Below are 18,467 nucleotides of genomic sequence, written 5' to 3'. Positions count from 1 at the left end.
GCCCGAGCCGATAACCAGGACCGCCCGTGAAAGCCCGATCAGATGAACTGCAGATATTTGTCAGCGTGATTGAATGCGGCTCGATTTCCGCCGCCGCCGAGCAGGTCGGGCAGACGCCGTCGGCGGTCAGCCGCACCTTGTCGCGCCTGGAAGCCAAGCTCGACACCACCCTGATCAACCGCACCACGCGGCGCATGGACCTGACCGAGGAGGGCCGGTATTTCTTCGAGCAGGCCAAGGTGATCCTGGCGCAGATGCAGGCGCTGGAAGAACGCCTGTCGTCACGCCAGAAAAAACCGGCCGGGCGGCTGCGCATCAATGCGGCGGTGCCGTTCATGCTGCACGGGATCCTGCCGTACGTCGGCGAGTTTCGTGACCTGTACCCAGACATCCAGTTGGAGCTCAACAGCGACGACGTGATCATCGACCTGCTGGAGCAAAGCACCGACATCGCCATTCGTATCGGCGCCCTGGCCGACTCGACCCTGCATGCCCGCGCGCTGGGCAGCACGCCGCTGCACATCCTGGCCAGCGCCGACTATCTCAAGCAACATGGCACACCGAGCACCGTCGCCGACTTGGCCGAGCATACCTTGCTGGGCTTCACCCAGACCGACACTCTCAACCATTGGCCGCTGCGCCATGGCGAGGGCGATAGCTGGCTGATCCAGCCGGGCATTGCCGCGTCCAGCGGTGAAACCGTGCGCCATCTGGCTTTGCAGGGGCAGGGCATTTGTTGCCTGTCCAACTTCATGACCCACGAAGACATCGAGGCCGGGCGCCTGGTACCGCTGCTGGAAGCATTCAACAGCGGCTATCGCCAGCCGATCCATGCGGTGTATTACCGCAATTCGCAACTGGCGTTGCGTATCCAGTGTTTCCTGGATTTTATCCAGGCCAAGCTGGCACGTTATGCGGTGTGATTCGTGACTGGCGCGCAAGAGTGAATTGGCCTGTACGGGGTTATTCGACGCCAGGGCGTGCTTGATACTTGGGTCATCACTTACCCAGTCAGGAGCACTCTCCATGAATGTATTCGTTACCGGCGCAGCCGGTTTTATCGGCGGCTCCATCGCCACCGGCCTGGTCAAGGCCGGCCACGCCGTCACCGGCCTGGTGCGCAGCGCCGAGCAAGCCGCGCAAATGACGGCACTGGGCATCACTCCAGTGATCGGCACCCTGGATGACGCCGCTGTATTGACCGAGCAGGCGCAGCACGCCGATGCGGTGATCAATGCCGCCAGCAGCGACCACCATGCGGCCGTCGAAACCCTGCTGGCTGCCTTGAAAGGTTCCAACAAGGTATTCCTGCACACCAGCGGTTCGAGCATCGTTGGCGATGCGTCGGGCGGCAAGGCCAGTGAGGTCATTTACGTTGAGGGCAACCTGCCGGAGCCGACCGTCGACAAGGCCGCTCGCGTGGCGATCGATAACCTGATCCTGGCCGCTGCCCAGGAAGGTGTGAATTCGGCGGTGATCTGTAACACCCTGATCTATGGTCACAGCCTGGGCGTGAAGCGTGACAGCGTGCAATTGCCACGCTTGCTCAAGCAGGCCCGCAAGAGTGGAGTCGTGCGCCACGTGGGACCAGGGCAGAACATCTGGTCCAACGTGCATATCGAAGACGTGGTTGCGCTGTACCTGCTGGCATTGACGAAGAATGTGCCGGGCACTTTCTACTTCGTCGAAAGCGGCGAAGCCTCGTTTATCGACATGACCACGGCCATCGCGCAAGCGCTTGAACTGGGCGAACCGCAGGATTGGCCGCTGGCCGAGGCTGAGGCCGAGTGGGGTTATGAAATGGCCAACTACGGCCTGGGCTCCAACAGCCGGGTGCGCGGCAAGCATGCCCGTGAGCTGCTGGGCTGGGCGCCGAAGCGTACGTCGGTGGTGGAGTGGATTCGCCACGAGATGGTGTGATGTTCGCTTGATATTGAGGTGAGGCTATCGGGGGCAAGCCCCCTCCCACACTAGACCGCGTCGCACCGGCTGTACTCGGTCAAATGTGGGAGGGGGCTTGCCCCCGATTGGCCGCGCCTCGGTCCCGAAGGCTAGCTCCGCGCCGCTCAATTCCGTACCATTCCTCGCCTTATCCCCCGCAACTCCCTGGTATTCCATGAAGCTCACCCGTCTGCGCGCCGATGCCCTGGCCGGCCTCACCACGTCATTTGCCTTGCTGCCCGAATGCATCGCCTTTGCCTTGGTGGCCCATCTCAATCCGTTGATGGGGCTTTACGGCGCTTTCATCATTTGCACCCTCACCGCATTGTTCGGTGGTCGCCCCGGTATGGTGTCGGGGGCAGCCGGTTCGATGGCGGTGGTGATCGTGGCGCTGGTGGTGCAACACGGCGTGGAATATTTGCTTGCGACGGTGCTGCTGGGCGGGCTGATCATGGTCGCTTTCGGCCTGTTGCGCCTGGGCAAATTGGTGCGCATGGTGCCGCACCCGGTGATGCTGGGGTTCGTCAACGGCCTGGCGATTATCATTGCGCTGGCGCAGTTGGAGCACTTCAAGAACGGTGAAACCTGGCTCAGCGGTACACCGTTGTGCGTGATGGCCGGGCTGGTCGTGGTGACCATGGCCATCGTCTACCTGCTGCCACGTCTGACCCGCGCCGTGCCACCGGCCCTGGTGGCGATCCTCGGCGTGGGCCTGGCGGTGTACCTGCTCGGCCTGCCCACCCGCACCCTGGGCGATATGGCGCACATCGCGGGCGGCCTGCCGACCTTCGCCCTACCGCAGATTCCCTTGACCTTCGAAACCCTCGGCATCATCGCGCCGTATGCGTTCCTGATGGCCATGGTCGGTCTGCTGGAAACCCTGCTGACCCTCAACCTCACCGACGAGATCACCGAAACCCGTGGCTACCCCGACCGCGAAAGCGTGGCCCTGGGCGCGGCGAATATGGTCTCGGGCCTGTTCGGCGGCATGGGCGGTTGCGCGATGATCGGGCAAACCGTGATCAACCTCAGTTCCGGCGGGCGTGGACGTTTCTCCGGGGTGTTTGCCGGGGTGATGATCCTGCTGTTCATTCTGTTTCTGTCGCCGCTGATCGAGCGGATTCCGCTGGCGGCGCTGGTGGGGGTGATGTTCGTGGTGTCACAGCAGACCTTTGCCTGGGCGTCGTTGCGGGTGATCAACAAGGTGCCGCTCAATGACGTGCTGGTGATCATGGCGGTGACGGTCATCACCGTGTTCACTGACCTGGCGACCGCAGTGCTGTGCGGCATCGTGATCGCGGCGCTGAACTTCGCCTGGCAACAGGCCCGCGAGCTGTATGCCGATGAACACCTGGAAGCCGACGGCAGCAAACTTTATCGTCTGCACGGCACGTTGTTCTTTGCCTCGACCACGCCGTTCCTGAATCAATTCGACCCAGCCAACGACCCGGCCCAGGTGACGCTCGATTGCCGGCACCTGAGCTTCGTCGATTATTCAGCGATTGCCGCGCTGATGACCTTGCGCGAGCGCTACCGCAAGGCGGGCAAGCAGGTGCGCGTGCTGCATTTGTCGGAGCGCTGCAAGAAGCTGCTCAAGCGGGCGAAGGTTCATCACGACTAGGGTTACGGCCCGACCAGGTCTTCCAGTTCCTGGGCGCGGGTCTGGGTCATGTCCAGTACGCAGCCGGAGCCGTTGACCTGGTCGATGGTGCCGCCGGTGGCACTGCCGGCAAAGGCGCAATTGGCGTCACGGTATTTGATCCACAGGCGCTGCAGGTCTTGCAACTGGTCCTTGCGGTTGCCTTCCTGAGCGGCCAGCGCGGTCTTGTAAGCCTTGTTCAGCCGGGCATCCTGCACCTTGGCCTCCTTGACGTTGCAACCGACCATCTCGGCGGTGGTGTTGGCGCCGTCCATGCATTTTTTCAGTGCCGGGTTATCGGCGGCGGCGGCGCTGCCGCACAGGGTAATCAGCAGGGCGGCAAGTGTGAAACGCATCATGTTCGGTTCCTGGCAGCAGTGGATGTGCATTCTATGACTCAACCGCGTGGGTTGAGTTTCCAGCCTTTTCTGATCCTCATGTAAGAACACTCCTCGAATTTTCATACGACAGTGTCGGGCATATCCCACCGCGACAGCGCTTATCCCTGGGCGAAAATTACTTTCATATAATTTGAAAATCCTCCTCGGTAATGATTTATGAGTTTCACAACCTATTCGACGTGACCCTTTCCGAGGAGTACCGCATGGCCGCATCACCGGGCTTCGGGCTATTGGCATACGCTGCCATCGCCATCATTGCTTTGATCGTGCTGATTGCACGTTACCGACTCAACCCGTTTATCGTTATCACGCTGGTGTCCATTGGCCTGGCGCTGATGGCCGGGATGCCGGCGGACACCATCATGGGCTCGTACGAAGCGGGGGTCGGCAAGACCCTGGGGCATATCGCTTTGGTGGTGGCGCTGGGCACCATGCTCGGCAAGATGATGGCCGAGTCCGGTGGCGCCGAGCAGGTGGCGCGCACGTTGATCAACCGTTTCGGCGAACGCAATGCCCACTGGGCCATGGTCTGCATCGCGTTTCTGGTGGGGCTGCCGCTGTTTTTCGAGGTGGGCTTTGTGTTGCTGGTGCCGATCGCCTTTACCGTGGCGCGGCGCGTGGGCGTGTCGATCCTGATGGTCGGCCTGCCGATGGTCGCCGGCCTGTCGGTGGTGCATGCGCTGGTGCCGCCGCACCCGGCGGCGATGATGGCGGTGCTGGCGTATAACGCCTCGGTTGGGCAGACCGTGCTGTATGCGATCCTGGTCGGTGTTCCTACGGCGATCATCGCCGGCCCGGTCTATGCCAAGTTCATCGTGCCGCACATTCACCTGCCGGCGGAAAACCCGCTGGAACGCCAGTTCATCGAGCGCGAACCGCGTACCCGTCTGCCGAGCTTCGCGCTGACCATGGGCACCATCCTGTTGCCGGTGGTGCTGATGATGATTGGCGGCTGGGCCAATGTGATTTCCACGCCGGGCACCGGCTTCAACCAGTTCCTTTTATTCATCGGCAACTCGGTGATTGCGCTGCTCGTGGCGACCCTGGTGAGTTTCTGGACCCTGGGGCTGGCCCAGGGCTTCAACCGTGAGTCGATCCTCAAGTTCACCAATGAGTGCCTGGCGCCGACGGCGAGCATCACCCTGCTGGTGGGCGCGGGCGGTGGCTTGAATCGCATCCTGGTGGACGCCGGTGTCACCCACGAAATCCTTGGCCTGGCCAATGCGTTCCAGCTCTCGCCGCTGGTGATGGGCTGGTTGTTCGCCGCGCTGATGCGGATCGCCACGGGCTCGGCCACGGTGGCGATGACCACGGCCTCCGGCGTGGTCGCGCCGGTCGCCCTGGGCCTGGGTTATCCACACCCGGAATTGCTGGTACTGGCGACCGGTGCGGGTTCGGTGATTTTCTCCCACGTCAACGACGGCGGCTTCTGGCTGATCAAGGAATACTTCAATATGACGGTGATCCAGACCTTCAAGACCTGGACCGTGCTGGAGACGTTGATTTCGGTGGTTGCCTTCGCTCTCACCTACGGCCTGTCTCTGGTTTTATGAGCCGCATCCTGTCACTCGGAGCCCCATGGACATCCTCTACCAGATCCGCGCCCGCCAGGCGTCCTTCAGCGCCGGCGAAGGGCGTATCGCCAAGCTGCTGCTCGATGACGTGGGCTTTGCCGCGTCGGCCAGCCTGGAAGCGTTGTCGCAACGGGCCGAGGTCAGTACGGCGACCCTGTCGCGCTTTGCCCGCAGTGTCGGTTGCCGCGACTTGCGTGACCTGCGCCTGCAACTGGCCCAGGCCAGCGGCGTGGGCAGCCGCTTTCTCGACCCGGCGGGGTTGCCGGAACAGTCGGCGTTTCATCGGCAGATTCTGGGTGATATCGAAGCGACGCTGCGCCAGCACCTGTCAGGGTTCAATCAAGACAGCTTTGTCGATGCGGTGAGCCTGTTGGGCAAGGCGCGGATGATCCACGCGTTCGGCATGGGCGGCCCATCGAGCCTGTGCAGCGATGAGTTACAGGTGCGCCTGGTACGCCTGGGCTATCCGATTGCAGCCTGCCATGACCCGGTGATGATGCGCGTGACCGCTGCGACCCTGGGGCCGGAACACGCGCTGATTGTGTGCTCGCTGACCGGCCTTACGCCTGAGCTGTTGGATGTGGTGACGCTGGCGCGCAACTACGACGCACGCGTTGTCGCCATCACCCTGGCCGACTCCCCACTGGCCGAGTTGGCGGATGTGCTGTTGCCGCTGCAACCGGCTGAAACCAGTTTTATCTACAAACCCACGGCTGCGCGCTACGGCATGCTGCTGGCTATCGACCTGCTTGCCACCGAGCTGGCGCTGGCCATGCCTGACGCCAACCAGGAGCGCCTGCGCCGGATCAAGCTGGCCCTGGATGACTATCGCGGCGGCCCCGACAGCCTGCCGCTCGGAGACTGATATGAAGTACGACACGCTGATTCGCCAGGCGCAGATCATTGATGGCAGCAACCGTGCAGGTTATGTCGCTGACGTGGGCGTGCGTGATGGGCGCATCGAGGCGATCGGCGACTTGTCCACAGCGATGGCCGAGTATGAAATCGACGCGACAGGCCGCGTATTGGCGCCGGGGTTTATCGACGTGCACACCCACGATGACACGGTGGTTATCCGCCATCCGCAGATGCTGCCCAAACTCAGCCAGGGCGTGACCACGGTGATTGTCGGTAACTGCGGCATCAGCGCCTCACCGGTCAGCCTGCGCTGTAATCCGCCCGACCCGATGAACCTGCTGGGCAATGCCGAGGCTTTTGCCTACCCGCGCTTTGTCGATTATCGCGCGGCGGTGGAACTAGCCCACCCTGCGGTCAACGTCGCCGCCCTGATCGGCCACACGGCACTGCGCAGCAATCATATGGACGACCTGCACCGCACGGCCACGGCCCACGAAATCACGGGCATGCGCATGCAGTTGCAGGCGAGTCTGGAGGCCGGAGCCCTGGGTTTATCCACTGGCCTTGCCTACGCCAGCGCATTCAATGCAGACACCGACGAGGTGCTGCAACTGAGCGAAGAACTGACGGCTTATGGCGCGGTGTACACCACTCACTTGCGCAGTGAATTCGAGCCGGTACTGGAGGCAATGGATGAAGCGTTCCTGATCGGCCTGCATGCCAAGGTCCCGGTGATTATTTCCCACCTCAAGTGTGCCGGTGCGGGAAACTGGGGACGTAGCCCGCAACTGCTGGCGGCACTTGAAGCGGCGGCGAAAACCCATCCGGTAGGGTGTGATTGTTATCCCTATGCGGCCAGCTCTTCGACTCTGGACCTCAAGCAAGTCACCGATGCGTTCCGTATCACCATCACCTGGTCTACACCGCATCCTGAAATGGGCGGGCGTGACCTGCAGGACATTGCCGCCGAGTGGGATGTTCCTTTAATGGACGCAGCCCGCCGCCTGCAACCGGCGGGGGCGGTGTACTACGGGATGGATGAGGCGGATGTGCGGCGCATTTTGGCGCACCCCTTGTCGATGGTCGGCTCGGATGGGTTGCCTGAAGACCCGTTTCCCCATCCGCGTTTGTGGGGTGCGTTTCCACGGGTGCTGGGGCATTTCAGCCGGGATGTCGGGTTGTTCCCGTTGCACACAGCGGTGCATAAGATGACCGGGCTGTCGGCGGCGCGTTTTGGCCTGGCCGAGCGAGGCGAAATTCGTGAAGGGCACTGGGCTGACCTGGTGTTGTTCGACCCGTTACGCGTGCGGGATGTAGCGGACTTCAAAGAACCACAGCGGGCAGCCGAGGGCATTGATGGCGTGTGGGTCAACGGTGTGTTGAGCTACAGCGAAGGGCAGGCGACGGGGCAGCGCTCGGGTCGATTCCTGGCGCGCAACGGGGATTTGCGCCGGGGTTTTTCGCCTCTATAGTGGGTGCTTTCAAACAGGGAGCCATCGCGATGCACTTAGGAAAAGTCACCCCCATCCTGCGGATTTTCGACGAGGCCAAGGCGCTGGAATTCTATGTCGACTTCCTCGGGTTCAAGGTCGATTGGCAGCATCGTTTCGAGGCAGATTTTCCGTTGTACCTGCAGGTGTCGCTGGCCGAGTGCGTGCTGCATTTGTCCGAGCATCATGGCGATGCGTCGCCGGGCGCAGCGGTGCGGATCCAGGCGCAGGGGATAGACGCGTACCAGCAGCAATTGCAGGCCAAGGGCTACCGTTATGCCAAGCCTGGCGTGGAGGAAACACCTTGGGGCTCGCGGGAGATGAGTATCAAGGACCCGTTTGGGAATCGGCTGGTGTTTGTCGAGGAGGGGGAGAGCTGAGAGGTAAATTGCAGACAATAAAAAACCGCCTTAGTAGGGCGGTTTTTTTTGCAATCCAGTGAGTGGCTGGATCGCGATCTCAAAGATGCATTGACCTGCAGGCGGATATTAACCTTGGTCTTATCATCACGCAAGATTGACCGGTGGCCAGTGCCCATCGATTATCAAACTTCTCTCTCAGTCGAAAAATTCTGCAATAGATCCCACGAACAATACTGGATATTTGGCCACTGCTTGTCACACCTTCACGTGGAGTTTTGGGTAGTCTCTCCTTCGTTCCGCGTTTGTCGCTTTTGGGTGCGCCGGGTATGCGCGCGATTTTCGGACCGACCGCCACGGGCTAGTAATCCGTGCCGGATTCAAGCGGAAGGCCCATCAACCCGGCCGCCTCAAAGATGCATTGACCTGCATCCAAAGGCCCACATGTTCCGGTAAGTGCGCTGGAGGTAAGGCCCAACTCACGGAGGGCCGAGTATGTCTAAGTTTGCACGACGTACATGGAACCTCGTAGTGAACTGCCTGCGTGCTTATCACGTATGGAAGTTTCTGCGGGACAGCTTCGACGACCATTAAGGTTTGAGAAGTGGAGCGGCCTCGGTTAATCCCGAGGCGGCTTTTTTTGATTTCTTACACCCGGAAATGACTGACCATCTGCTGCAACTGGCTGCCCAAACGCGCCAATTCCACGCTCGACTTGGCCGTCTCGTCGCTCGCCGTAGCGGTCTGCTCCGACACATCGCGTACGTTCACAATGCTGCGGCTGATCTCTTCGGCCACGGCGCTCTGCTCTTCGGCGGCGGCGGCGATCTGCTGGTTCATCGACTGGATATTCGACACGGTACGGGTGATGTTTTCCAGCGACACGCCAGCCTTGCGCGTCAGCTCGACGCTGCTGTCGGTGAGGCTGCGGCTGTTGTTCATCACGTTGGCCACTTGTTGGGTGCCGTTCTGCAAGCCGGCCACCAGGCCTTCGATTTCCTCGGTGGATTTTTGTGTGCGCTGGGCCAGGCCGCGCACTTCGTCGGCGACCACGGCGAACCCACGACCGGCTTCACCGGCGCGCGCTGCTTCAATCGCTGCGTTGAGGGCCAGCAGGTTGGTCTGTTCGGCCACGGCCTTGATCACATCCATCACGCTGCCGATCTTGTTGCTCTCTTGTTGCAGATGGGCCATGGCGTCGGTGGAACGCGCCACTTCAGCCGCCAGGCGTTCGATCTGGGCGATGGCCTCGGCCACTACTTTGTCGCCCGCGCGCGCTTGACCGTCGGCATCGGCGGCGGCCAGGGAGGCCTGTTCGGCGTTGCGTGCCACTTCCTGCACGGTGGCGGTCATTTCATGCATCGCCGTGGCGACCTGGTCGGTCTCGATCTTCTGGCTGTTGACGCCAGCGCTGGTCTGCTCGGTCACGGCCGACAACTCTTCGGCGGCGCTGGCGATCTGGGTCACGCCATCACGAATCCCGCTGATGAGTTCACGCAAGGTGGTGCCCATGCGCTGGATGCCTTGTTGCAGCACGCCCAGTTCGTCACGACGAGTCACCTGGATGTTGTGGCTCAGGTCGCCGGAAGCGATGCGTTCGACTACCGCCAAGGTGTCTTGCAGCGGACGGGTGATCTGGCGAGTGATCACCAGCGCCGCGATGATGCCCACCAGCAGGGCCAGCAAGGTGCTGATCAATTGCAGGCTACGGGCCTGGGCGCTTTCGGCGTCACGACGTTCCAGCTGGATGTCGTACAGCTTGTCGCTGATCGTGACGATATCGGTGCCTTGGGTGGTCATCTCGGCACGGGCGGTGACGATGTTGGTGTTGGCGGCCTTGTAGCTCTGCACGGCGCTGCGATAGGCACCGAGTGCGGTGTCCAGCGAGGCCAGCGCGGTTTGCTGGCTGGTGCCGAAGACGGCGTTGAGGCTTTTCAAACTCGCGATGGCTTTGTCGATTTGTGCAGCGGCGCGGGCTTCGTTTTCTGCGTTGACGGTGTTGGTGTAACCACGCACTTCGTAGCGCGCCAGCATGAACTCTTCCTTGGCGTCGGTCACGGCCTGGAACTGTGCGAAGCGCTCCGGGCTGTCGGGCATCTGCTGCACGCTGGTGTCCAGGGCGTTGATTTGTGCGTTGGCGATGTCGGCTTTGTCGCCCATGACCTGGCGCGCAGCGTTGCCGTTGCGATAGGCCTCGCGCATTTTGTTCAAGGACTGCTGATAGGCCGTGATGACGGCTTTCTGTTCATTGAGCAGCTTGAGGTTTTCCGGGCTCTTGAAGCTGTCCAGCAGTTTTTGTTGCTGGCCGACGAAGGCGTCGAGGCTGGTCTGTACGTTCTGCGCCACGGCCTCGTCACCGTTGGCCAGCATGTATTGCAGGCGCACGATGCGCAGCTTGGTCAGCGAGGCGTTGAGCTGGGTGATGTCGCTCATCCAGTTGCTGCGGTCGATCAAGCCGCCCAGGCTGGTCCAGCCGGTGAGTGCCAGGATCGAGGTGAGGACCAGTACCAGGCCAAAGCCCAGGCCGAGTTTGAGGTTGACGCTGATGTTACCGAACCAGCTGTTCATCGAAAGCTCCTTGAGAGTGATGTCTGTCTGCTGGACGGGGTGTTGTTGTTTGAGCCAGCCAAGATGTGTAGGGCTGTATCGGCGGCAAAGGGCAATTCTGAAATACTTTTCTCGCTGGCCGTCGAAAGGGCGCTCGATCCATGCCAGGACGGGGACAATGATCGGATGCCAGAGCTACGCCCCGGCGCTCTGGGAGCCGGAGAGGGCTGATCATGGGCCGGTCTTGTGTGCTAGTCTGCGGGCCCTTTTAGTTTTGGACGGCACGGGAAACCGTGTTGTCCTACAGCGGAGCCTCTTCATGTCCGAAGTTAATCTGTCCACCGACGAAACCCGCGTCAGCTACGGTATCGGCCGTCAGTTGGGCGACCAACTGCGCGACAACCCGCCACCAGGCGTCAACCTCGATGCAATCCTGGCCGGCCTGACCGACGCGTTCGGTGGCAAGCCAAGCCGTGTTGACCAAGAGCAAATGGCGGCCAGCTTCAAGGTGATCCGCGAAATCATGCAAGCTGAAGCCGCGGCCAAAGCTGAAGCCGCTGCAGGCGCCGGCCTGGCATTCCTGGCTGAAAACGCCCAGCGTGACGGCATTACCACCCTGGCTTCGGGCCTGCAATTTGAAGTGCTGACTGCCGGTGATGGCGCCAAGCCGACCCGTGAAGACCAAGTGCGTACTCACTACCACGGCACTCTGATCGACGGCACTGTATTCGACAGCTCCTACGAGCGTGGCCAGCCTGCAGAATTCCCGGTGGGCGGCGTGATTGCCGGCTGGACCGAAGCCCTGCAGTTGATGAATGCCGGCAGCAAATGGCGCCTGTACGTGCCGAGCGAATTGGCTTACGGCGCTCAAGGCGTTGGCAGCATCCCGCCGCACAGCGTTCTGGTGTTCGACGTCGAGCTGCTCGACGTTCTGTAAGACCTGCTGTTGATCACCTGTAGGAGCGAGCTTGCTCGCGAAAAACGTCAACGATGACGCGGGCATTCTGGATGAGCGCGTTGTTTATGCGGTCTTCGCGAGCAAGCTCGCTCCTACAGCGTTTTGCAGGGTGGTTCATGGGTGGAACTTGCCATTGAGCTCCGTCGCCGGGCGCAACGCTCGGGCATAGCAGAACAAAAACAGATTCCTCACCACTTCCTTCAGCACCCCAGGCTCACTGGAGCTCAGGCCATTCACGTCCAGGTCGCCCTGGTCCTGCAGCTCATTCAGCGCTTCTTCTTCCAGCACAGCACAGACTTCGCCGGTTTCCCGATGCAGGATCCGCAGGTAGGGGTGTGGACGGTCCAGCCAGGCGTCTATCAAATAAGTCATGGTCGTTCTCCTTGATGGGTTTCAATGAGAATAATTCTTATTCGTAGAATAGCAAGTGCCTATTGGCGGTTTGCGCTTTTTTCTGTGTGGAGATTGAGGCGGGTCAAGCAAGAGGGCGAAACGCCATCCCACGGCGGGCGTGGGATGGTTGCAGCAAGATCAGACTTTACGCACGAACTCGGACTTGAGTTTCATCGGGCCGATGCCGTCAATCTTGCAATCGATATCGTGGTCGCCGTCGCACAGGCGGATGTTCTTGACCTTGGTGCCGACTTTCACCACCAGGGAAGTGCCCTTGACCTTGAGGTCCTTGATCACGGTGATGGTGTCGCCGTCCTGCAGGACATTGCCCACAGAGTCCTTCTTCACGGTTTCATCGCCGGCGGCTTCGGCCTCGCCATTGGCGGACCACTCATGGGCGCATTCCGGGCAGATCAGCTGGGCGCCGTCTTCGTAGGTGTATTCGGAATTGCATTTCGGGCAGGGTGGCAACGTGCTCACTAAAGCTCCTTGAGAGTCAGGATGGCTAAAAGTCGCACATTATATAGGGGATTGTGGTCTTACAGGTTGTATGAAATCCAAATGTGGGAGGGGGCTTGCTCCCGATGGCGGTTTGCCAGTCGATATATTCGGCGACTGACACTCCGCTATCGGGGGCAAGCCCCCTCCCACATTGGCCCGGGTGTATTTTAGTGCGTACGCGCCACCGCAAACTCACTCAGCTCAACCAATGCATCCCGGTATTCGCTGGCGGGCAGGGCTTGCAGGCACTGGATCGCACGGGCTACGTAGTCACGCGCCAGTTGCGCGGTGTACTCCAGCGAGCCGGACGCTTCGACGGCGGCACGGATGGCTTCCAGGTCTTCGATCCCGCCTTTCTGGATCGCCTTGCGCACCAGGGCGGCCTGTTCCGGCGTGCCTTCGCGCATGGTGTAGATCAGCGGCAGGGTCGGTTTGCCTTCGGCCAGGTCGTCACCGACGTTCTTGCCCAGGGTCTCGGCGTCGCCACGGTAGTCGAGCAGGTCGTCCACCAGTTGGAACGCCACGCCCAGGTGATCGCCAAAGGTGCGCAACGCTTCGGCCTGTTCGGCGGTCGCGCCACACAGCGCGGCGGCGCTGTGGGTGGAGGCTTCGAAGAGCATCGCGGTCTTGCCGCGAATCACTTCCATGTAGGTTTCTTCGGTGGTGCTGGCATCGCGTACCTTCGACAGCTGCAACACTTCGCCTTCGGCGATGATGCGCGTGGCCTGTGAAAGAATTTTCATCACTGGCATCGAGCCCAGTTCGACCATCATTTCGAACGAGCGCGAGTACAGGAAGTCGCCCACCAGCACGCTCGGGGCGTTGCCCCACATGGCGTTGGCGGTCTCGCGACCACGGCGCATACCGGACATGTCGACCACGTCGTCGTGCAGCAGGGTGGCGGTGTGCAGGAATTCGATGGTGGCCGCCAGCAGGCGCAGGTCATCGCCTTCGCGGCCCAGGGCCTTGCCGCACAGCAACACTAATAAAGGACGCAGGCGCTTACCGCCCGCCGACGTAATGTAGTCGCCAATTTTGGCGACCAGCGGCACTTTAGACGTCAGCTGCTGCTTGATGATGCCGTCGACGGCGCTAAAATCGTCCGCGACCGCGCGGTAGAAAGCTTGGGGTTGCATCAGCGACAGTCGCTCCAGAAGGGTTGCGCGGCATGCTAGGACCCATGCCCCTGGGTGTCAAGGCGCGATGGACGGCCTCTTGCAACGCGTCTATTGCTTGCGTACAATCGCGCACCCTGAACTTCCTGGGCAGCACCTGCCTTACGCAATTGCATTCGGGACGTCCATCCCATGCAGCCATGCCAGCCAATACCTCTTCTTATAAAGCGCTGGGTGAGCAGGATTATCGGAGAAATACCATGTCGTACGCAGTAATTGTTACTGGTGGCAAGCAATACAAGGTCGCCCCAGGTGAATACCTGAAGATCGAAAAACTGGAAATCGCTACTGGCGAATCCGTTACTTTTGATCGCGTTCTGTTGGTCGCCAATGGCGATGACGTGAACATCGGCGCTCCAGTTGTTGCTGGCGCTACCGTTGTGGCTGAAGTGATCTCCCAAGGTCGTCACGATAAAGTCCGCATCATCAAGTTCCGTCGTCGTAAGCACCACATGAAGCGTATGGGCCACCGCCAGTGGTACACCGAGATCAAAATCACCGGTATTCAGGCTTAATTTCAGCCTAATTCCTCACTAGGAGAATTGACTCATGGCACACAAAAAAGCTGGTGGTAGTACCCGTAACGGTCGCGACTCAGAAGCCAAACGCCTTGGCGTGAAGATGTATGGCGGCCAGAAAATCATTCCGGGCAACATCATCGTGCGTCAGCGCGGCACCCAATTCCACGCCGGTTACGGTGTTGGCATGGGTAAAGATCACACCCTCTTCGCGAAAATCGAAGGCGTGATCAAGTTCGAAGTAAAGGGCGCGTTCAACCGCCGTTACGTGAGCGTTGTCGCAGCTTAATTGCGAGATCGCTGGAAAAGCCCTGTCTTGCGACGGGGCTTTTTCGTTTGTGGAGTGAGTCTCTTGCAAAGCTGTTTGTAATGGCGAGGGCAGCAGGTTTTGCAGTCGTTGCTTGAGGTCGCTGCGCTCATTTTTGCAAGAGTCTTATGTCTTGGTTTCTTAAGCTCGTCCGTGCGGCGAGAGGCGTTTTGTTATGAAGTTCGTTGATGAAGTTTCCATCCGAGTAAAAGCAGGCGACGGCGGTAACGGTTGCATGAGTTTCCGTCGCGAAAAGTTCATTGAAAACGGTGGCCCAAACGGCGGTGACGGCGGCGACGGCGGTTCCATCTACATGATGGCCGACGAAAACCTCAACACCCTGGTCGACTACCGTTACACCCGGCACTTCGATGCCGAGCGTGGCTCCAACGGCGGCAGCACCGACTGCACCGGCAAAAAAGGTGAAGACCTGGTACTGCGTGTACCGGTCGGCACCACGATCATCGACTCGGCCACCCAGGAAGTGATCGGCGACTTGACCAAGGCCGGCCAGAAGTTGATGGTTGTGCAGGGCGGCTGGCACGGGCTGGGTAACACCCGGTTCAAGTCCAGTACCAACCGTGCACCGCGCCAGACCACGCCGGGCAAACCGGGCGAGCAGCGCGACCTCAAGCTGGAAATGAAAGTACTCGCCGACGTAGGCCTGCTGGGCCTGCCGAACGCCGGCAAAAGTACCTTCATCCGCTCGGTGTCGGCCGCCAAGCCGAAAGTCGCCGATTACCCGTTCACCACCCTGGTGCCAAACCTGGGGGTGGTCAGCGTCGACCGTTGGAAAAGCTTCGTGGTCGCCGACATTCCTGGCCTGATCGAAGGCGCTTCCGATGGTGCAGGCCTGGGGATTCGCTTCCTCAAGCACTTGTCGCGCACCCGTTTGCTGCTGCACCTCGTCGACATGGCGCCGCTGGACGAAACCAATGCTGCCGATGCCGCCGAAGTGATCGTCAGCGAACTGACCAAGTTCAGCCCGGCCCTGGCCGAGCGTGATCGTTGGCTGGTGCTGAACAAGTGCGACCAGATCCTTGAAGAAGAGCACGAAGAGCGCGTCAAGGAAATCGTCGACCGCCTGGAGTGGGAAGGTCCGGTCTACGTGATCTCGGCCATCGCCAAAGAAGGCACCGAGCGCCTTTGCCGCGACATCATGCGTTATCTGGAAGACCGCGCCGACCGCCTGGCGGCCGACCCGGTATTCAAGGCAGAACTGGCCGAGCTCGACCAGCAGATCGAAGACGAAGCCCGTGCCCAGCTGCAAGCGCTGGACGACCAGCGTGCCCTGCGCCGCAGCGGCGTGAAGTCGGTGCATGACATCGGCGACGATGATTGGGACGAGGAAGACGTGGATGATGAAGACGGTCCGGAAATCATTTACGTGCGCGACTGATTCGTTGCGATAAACTTGAACGCCGCTCCTTTGGAGCGGCGTTTTGGTATCCGGGTATAACGTTATGGGCGGCGCTGGGTCGCGCGGCCCTCACTCTAAGGTTGAAGATGATGCGGAGCAAAGTGACAGGTGCGCAGCGCTGGGTCGTAAAGATCGGCAGCGCGTTGCTGACGGCCGATGGCAAGGGACTCGATCGCGCAGCCATGAGCGTCTGGGTCGAGCAGATGGTGGCCTTGCATGAGGCCGGTGTGGAGTTGGTGCTGGTCTCGTCCGGGGCGGTTGCCGCCGGGATGAGCCGCCTCGGCTGGACCGCGCGACCCAGCGCGATGCACGAACTGCAAGCCGCCGCCGCCATCGGCCAGATGGGCCTGGTGCAAGCCTGGGAATCGAGCTTTGCCGAGCACGGCCGCCACACGGCGCAGATCCTGCTGACCCACGACGACCTGTCCGACCGCAAGCGCTACCTCAACGCCCGCAGCACCTTGCGTGCGCTGGTGGAGCTCAAGGTCATCCCGGTGATCAACGAGAACGACACCGTGGTCACCGACGAAATCCGCTTCGGCGACAACGACACCCTGGCTGCCCTGGTAGCCAACCTGGTGGAAGCCGACCTGCTGGTGATTCTCACCGACCGCGACGGCATGTTCGACGCCGACCCGCGCAACAACCCTGATGCCCAGCTTATCCATGAAGCTCGCGCTGATGACCCGGCGCTGGACGCCGTGGCCGGCAGTGTCGGCGGCGCTTTGGGCCGTGGCGGCATGCAGACCAAGCTGCGCGCCGCCCGCCTGGCCGCGCGCTCCGGTGCCCACACCATCATCGTCGGCGGGCGCCTGGAGCGCGTGCTGGACCGTCTCAAGGCCGGGGAGCGTATCGGTACGCTGCTGTCGCCCGAGCGCGGCATGCTGGCGGCGCGCAAGCAGTGGCTGGCCGGGCACCTGCAAACCCGTGGCACCCTGGTGCTCGACGCGGGAGCGGTGTCGGCGTTGTCCCAGGGCAACAAGAGCCTGCTGCCGGTGGGTGTCAAGTTAGTGCAAGGCAGCTTCCGCCGCGGCGAGATGGTGGTGTGCGTGGCGCCGGATGGTCGTGAGATCGCCCGCGGCCTGGCCAACTACAGTGCCCTGGAGGCGCAGAAGATTATTGGACAATCGTCTGAAGCGATTGTCGGACTCTTGGGCTACATGGCGGAACCGGAACTGGTGCACCGCGATAACCTCATCCTGGTTTAAACGAAAGGAATACCCGATGCGCATCATGAAGGGACTGCTTGGCCTGTTGCTCGCCATGCCACTGCTGGCCTCGGCCGAAGAGATTGCCCAGGTCTCGACGGTGTTCAAGTTTGTCGGCCCCAACGACCGGATTGTGGTCGAAGCGTTTGACGACCCCAAGGTCGATGGCGTGACTTGCTATCTGTCCCGTGCCAAGACCGGTGGCGTCAAAGGCGGCCTGGGCCTGGCCGAAGACCGCGCCGAAGCCTCGATTGCCTGCCGCCAGGTCGGCCCGATCCACTTCAAGGGCGAGCTCAAGGACGGTGACGAAGTGTTCAAGGAACGCACCTCGCTGGTGTTCAAGACCATGCAGGTGGTGCGTTTCCTCGACAAGAAGCGCAACACGTTGGTGTACCTGGTCTACAGCGACCGCCTGATCGAAGGCAGCCCGCAGAACGCGGTGACGGCGATCCCGATCCTGCCGTGGCCGACCGCTCAGTAACCTGCAGGCGGGTTTTGTTACGGGCGTCTATAATTGCGGGCTTGCGGGTTGTAAGCTCAAGGCGTCGCGAGGCGTAGAAAAATAGGATATCTGGAGTTCGTCATGAGTGCTTTCCACGACCTGAAACTCAAAGCGTTGGATGGGCAAGAGCTGCCGCTGGCGCCTTACAAGGGGCGAGTTGTGCTGGTGGTCAACGTGGCCTCCAAATGCGGCCTGACCCCGCAATATGCGGCGTTGGAAAACCTCTATCAGCAGTACAAGGACCAGGGTTTCACCGTGCTCGGCCTGCCGTGCAACCAGTTTGCGGGCCAGGAACCGGGCACCGAGGAAGAGATCCAGCAATTCTGCAGCCTCAACTATGGCGTGACCTTTCCCTTGGGCAGCAAACTCGAGGTGAACGGGCCAGAGCGTCACCAGCTCTACCGCCTGCTGGCGGGCGAGGGCGCTGAATTTCCTGGGGATATCACCTGGAACTTCGAAAAATTCCTGCTCGGCAAAGATGGCCGCGTGCTGGCGCGTTTTTCGCCACGTACGCCACCGGAAGATCCATCGATCGTCCAGGCCATCGAAAAAGCCCTAGGCTAAACGCACTTACAGTGCAGCCTCAAGCCTCAAGCCTCAAGCCTCAAGCCCCAAGAACGCATCAGTGTTCCTCTTGCAGCTTGAAGCTTGCAGCTACCCGCCGCTTAGATGTTCC

19 protein-coding genes and 1 pseudogene are annotated in these 18,467 nt (G+C 61.0%); 14 read left to right on the top strand and 6 right to left on the bottom strand.

Annotated elements, in window-relative coordinates:
- Positions 1–26 precede the first annotated feature (26 nt).
- The 3 genes from C4J90_RS22040 to C4J90_RS22030 all read left to right on the top strand — a co-directional run bounded on the left by C4J90_RS22040 (position 27) and on the right by C4J90_RS22030 (position 3,562).
- Positions 27–923: a LysR family transcriptional regulator gene (locus tag C4J90_RS22040; RefSeq protein WP_124364379.1), complete on the top strand. Its 897-nt coding sequence runs from the start codon at positions 27–29 to the stop codon at positions 921–923.
- A gap of 103 nt (positions 924–1,026) precedes the next feature.
- Entirely contained in the window at positions 1,027–1,920 is an 894-nt protein-coding gene (locus C4J90_RS22035) for an NAD-dependent epimerase/dehydratase family protein (RefSeq protein ID WP_124415584.1), read from the top strand.
- 196 nt (positions 1,921–2,116) lie between these two features.
- Positions 2,117–3,562, top strand: coding sequence for a SulP family inorganic anion transporter (locus tag C4J90_RS22030; RefSeq protein ID WP_124420811.1), 1,446 nt, complete (start codon positions 2,117–2,119; stop codon positions 3,560–3,562).
- Positions 3,563–3,564: 2 nt separating this feature from the next.
- Here the strand turns inward: C4J90_RS22030 and C4J90_RS22025 are convergent, their stop codons facing one another.
- A complete protein-coding gene (locus tag C4J90_RS22025; RefSeq protein WP_124364376.1) occupies positions 3,565–3,939 on the bottom strand; it encodes a lysozyme inhibitor LprI family protein in 375 nt (124 codons plus the stop codon).
- A 245-nt stretch (positions 3,940–4,184) separates the two neighbouring features.
- On the opposite strand from C4J90_RS22025, the gene C4J90_RS22020 reads away from it, so the two are divergent.
- The 4 genes from C4J90_RS22020 to C4J90_RS22005 are packed head-to-tail and all read left to right on the top strand — an operon-like array spanning position 4,185 to position 8,283.
- Complete coding sequence (locus C4J90_RS22020) at positions 4,185–5,534, top strand: gluconate:H+ symporter (RefSeq protein WP_256658886.1); 1,350 nt, start codon at positions 4,185–4,187, stop codon at positions 5,532–5,534.
- Between the two features lie 25 nt (positions 5,535–5,559).
- The gene (locus C4J90_RS22015) at positions 5,560–6,420 is read left to right on the top strand and encodes a MurR/RpiR family transcriptional regulator (protein WP_124364374.1); all 861 of its coding nucleotides are present in this window, start codon (positions 5,560–5,562) and stop codon (positions 6,418–6,420) included.
- Between the two features lies 1 nt (position 6,421).
- Positions 6,422–7,885, top strand: coding sequence for an amidohydrolase family protein (locus tag C4J90_RS22010; protein WP_124420810.1), 1,464 nt, complete (start codon positions 6,422–6,424; stop codon positions 7,883–7,885).
- Between the two features lie 29 nt (positions 7,886–7,914).
- Positions 7,915–8,283, top strand: coding sequence for a glyoxalase superfamily protein (locus tag C4J90_RS22005; protein ID WP_124420809.1), 369 nt, complete (start codon positions 7,915–7,917; stop codon positions 8,281–8,283).
- 627 nt (positions 8,284–8,910) lie between these two features.
- Here the strand turns inward: C4J90_RS22005 and C4J90_RS27520 are convergent.
- Together C4J90_RS27520 and C4J90_RS27515 are read right to left on the bottom strand one after the other, a co-directional pair.
- The gene (locus C4J90_RS27520) at positions 8,911–9,615 is read right to left on the bottom strand and encodes a methyl-accepting chemotaxis protein (protein WP_372237510.1); all 705 of its coding nucleotides are present in this window, start codon (positions 9,613–9,615) and stop codon (positions 8,911–8,913) included.
- 198 nt (positions 9,616–9,813) lie between these two features.
- Positions 9,814–10,695 (bottom strand): annotated as a pseudogene (locus tag C4J90_RS27515) (methyl-accepting chemotaxis protein); the annotation flags it as partial.
- A gap of 433 nt (positions 10,696–11,128) precedes the next feature.
- Between C4J90_RS27515 and C4J90_RS21995 the strand changes: the two are divergent.
- A complete protein-coding gene (locus tag C4J90_RS21995; protein ID WP_124420807.1) occupies positions 11,129–11,746 on the top strand; it encodes an FKBP-type peptidyl-prolyl cis-trans isomerase in 618 nt (205 codons plus the stop codon).
- Positions 11,747–11,881: 135 nt separating this feature from the next.
- On the opposite strand, the gene C4J90_RS21990 is transcribed toward C4J90_RS21995, so the two are convergent.
- The 3 genes from C4J90_RS21990 to C4J90_RS21980 form a co-directional block, all read right to left on the bottom strand.
- Positions 11,882–12,139, bottom strand: a complete 258-nt coding sequence (locus tag C4J90_RS21990) for a hypothetical protein (protein ID WP_003194088.1) — start codon at positions 12,137–12,139, stop codon at positions 11,882–11,884.
- A 159-nt stretch (positions 12,140–12,298) separates the two neighbouring features.
- Positions 12,299–12,640 (bottom strand): zinc ribbon domain-containing protein YjdM, encoded by a 342-nt coding sequence (locus C4J90_RS21985; RefSeq protein ID WP_017254008.1) that lies wholly within the window; start codon positions 12,638–12,640, stop codon positions 12,299–12,301.
- A gap of 188 nt (positions 12,641–12,828) precedes the next feature.
- Positions 12,829–13,797, bottom strand: a complete 969-nt coding sequence (locus tag C4J90_RS21980; RefSeq protein ID WP_124364369.1) for a polyprenyl synthetase family protein — start codon at positions 13,795–13,797, stop codon at positions 12,829–12,831.
- Positions 13,798–14,036: 239 nt separating this feature from the next.
- Between C4J90_RS21980 and rplU the strand changes: the two genes are divergently transcribed.
- The 6 genes from rplU to C4J90_RS21950 all read left to right on the top strand — a co-directional run bounded on the left by rplU (position 14,037) and on the right by C4J90_RS21950 (position 18,355).
- Entirely contained in the window at positions 14,037–14,351 is a 315-nt protein-coding gene (rplU, locus tag C4J90_RS21975) for a 50S ribosomal protein L21 (RefSeq protein WP_003176051.1), read from the top strand.
- Positions 14,352–14,385: 34 nt separating this feature from the next.
- Entirely contained in the window at positions 14,386–14,643 is a 258-nt protein-coding gene (rpmA, locus tag C4J90_RS21970) for a 50S ribosomal protein L27 (RefSeq protein WP_003176049.1), read from the top strand.
- A gap of 193 nt (positions 14,644–14,836) precedes the next feature.
- Positions 14,837–16,060: an Obg family GTPase CgtA gene (cgtA, locus tag C4J90_RS21965; protein WP_124364368.1), complete on the top strand. Its 1,224-nt coding sequence runs from the start codon at positions 14,837–14,839 to the stop codon at positions 16,058–16,060.
- A 110-nt stretch (positions 16,061–16,170) separates the two neighbouring features.
- The gene (proB, locus tag C4J90_RS21960) at positions 16,171–17,289 is read left to right on the top strand and encodes a glutamate 5-kinase (protein WP_124365208.1); all 1,119 of its coding nucleotides are present in this window, start codon (positions 16,171–16,173) and stop codon (positions 17,287–17,289) included.
- A 16-nt stretch (positions 17,290–17,305) separates the two neighbouring features.
- Entirely contained in the window at positions 17,306–17,770 is a 465-nt protein-coding gene (locus tag C4J90_RS21955) for a CreA family protein (protein WP_124420806.1), read from the top strand.
- Positions 17,771–17,872: 102 nt separating this feature from the next.
- Complete coding sequence (locus C4J90_RS21950; protein ID WP_124364366.1) at positions 17,873–18,355, top strand: glutathione peroxidase; 483 nt, start codon at positions 17,873–17,875, stop codon at positions 18,353–18,355.
- Positions 18,356–18,467: the final 112 nt, after the last annotated feature.

This window comes from Pseudomonas sp. R2-60-08W, from assembly GCF_003852335.1.
Classification (GTDB): domain Bacteria; phylum Pseudomonadota; class Gammaproteobacteria; order Pseudomonadales; family Pseudomonadaceae; genus Aquipseudomonas.
This window is presented reverse-complemented; position numbering and strand designations above follow the sequence as displayed.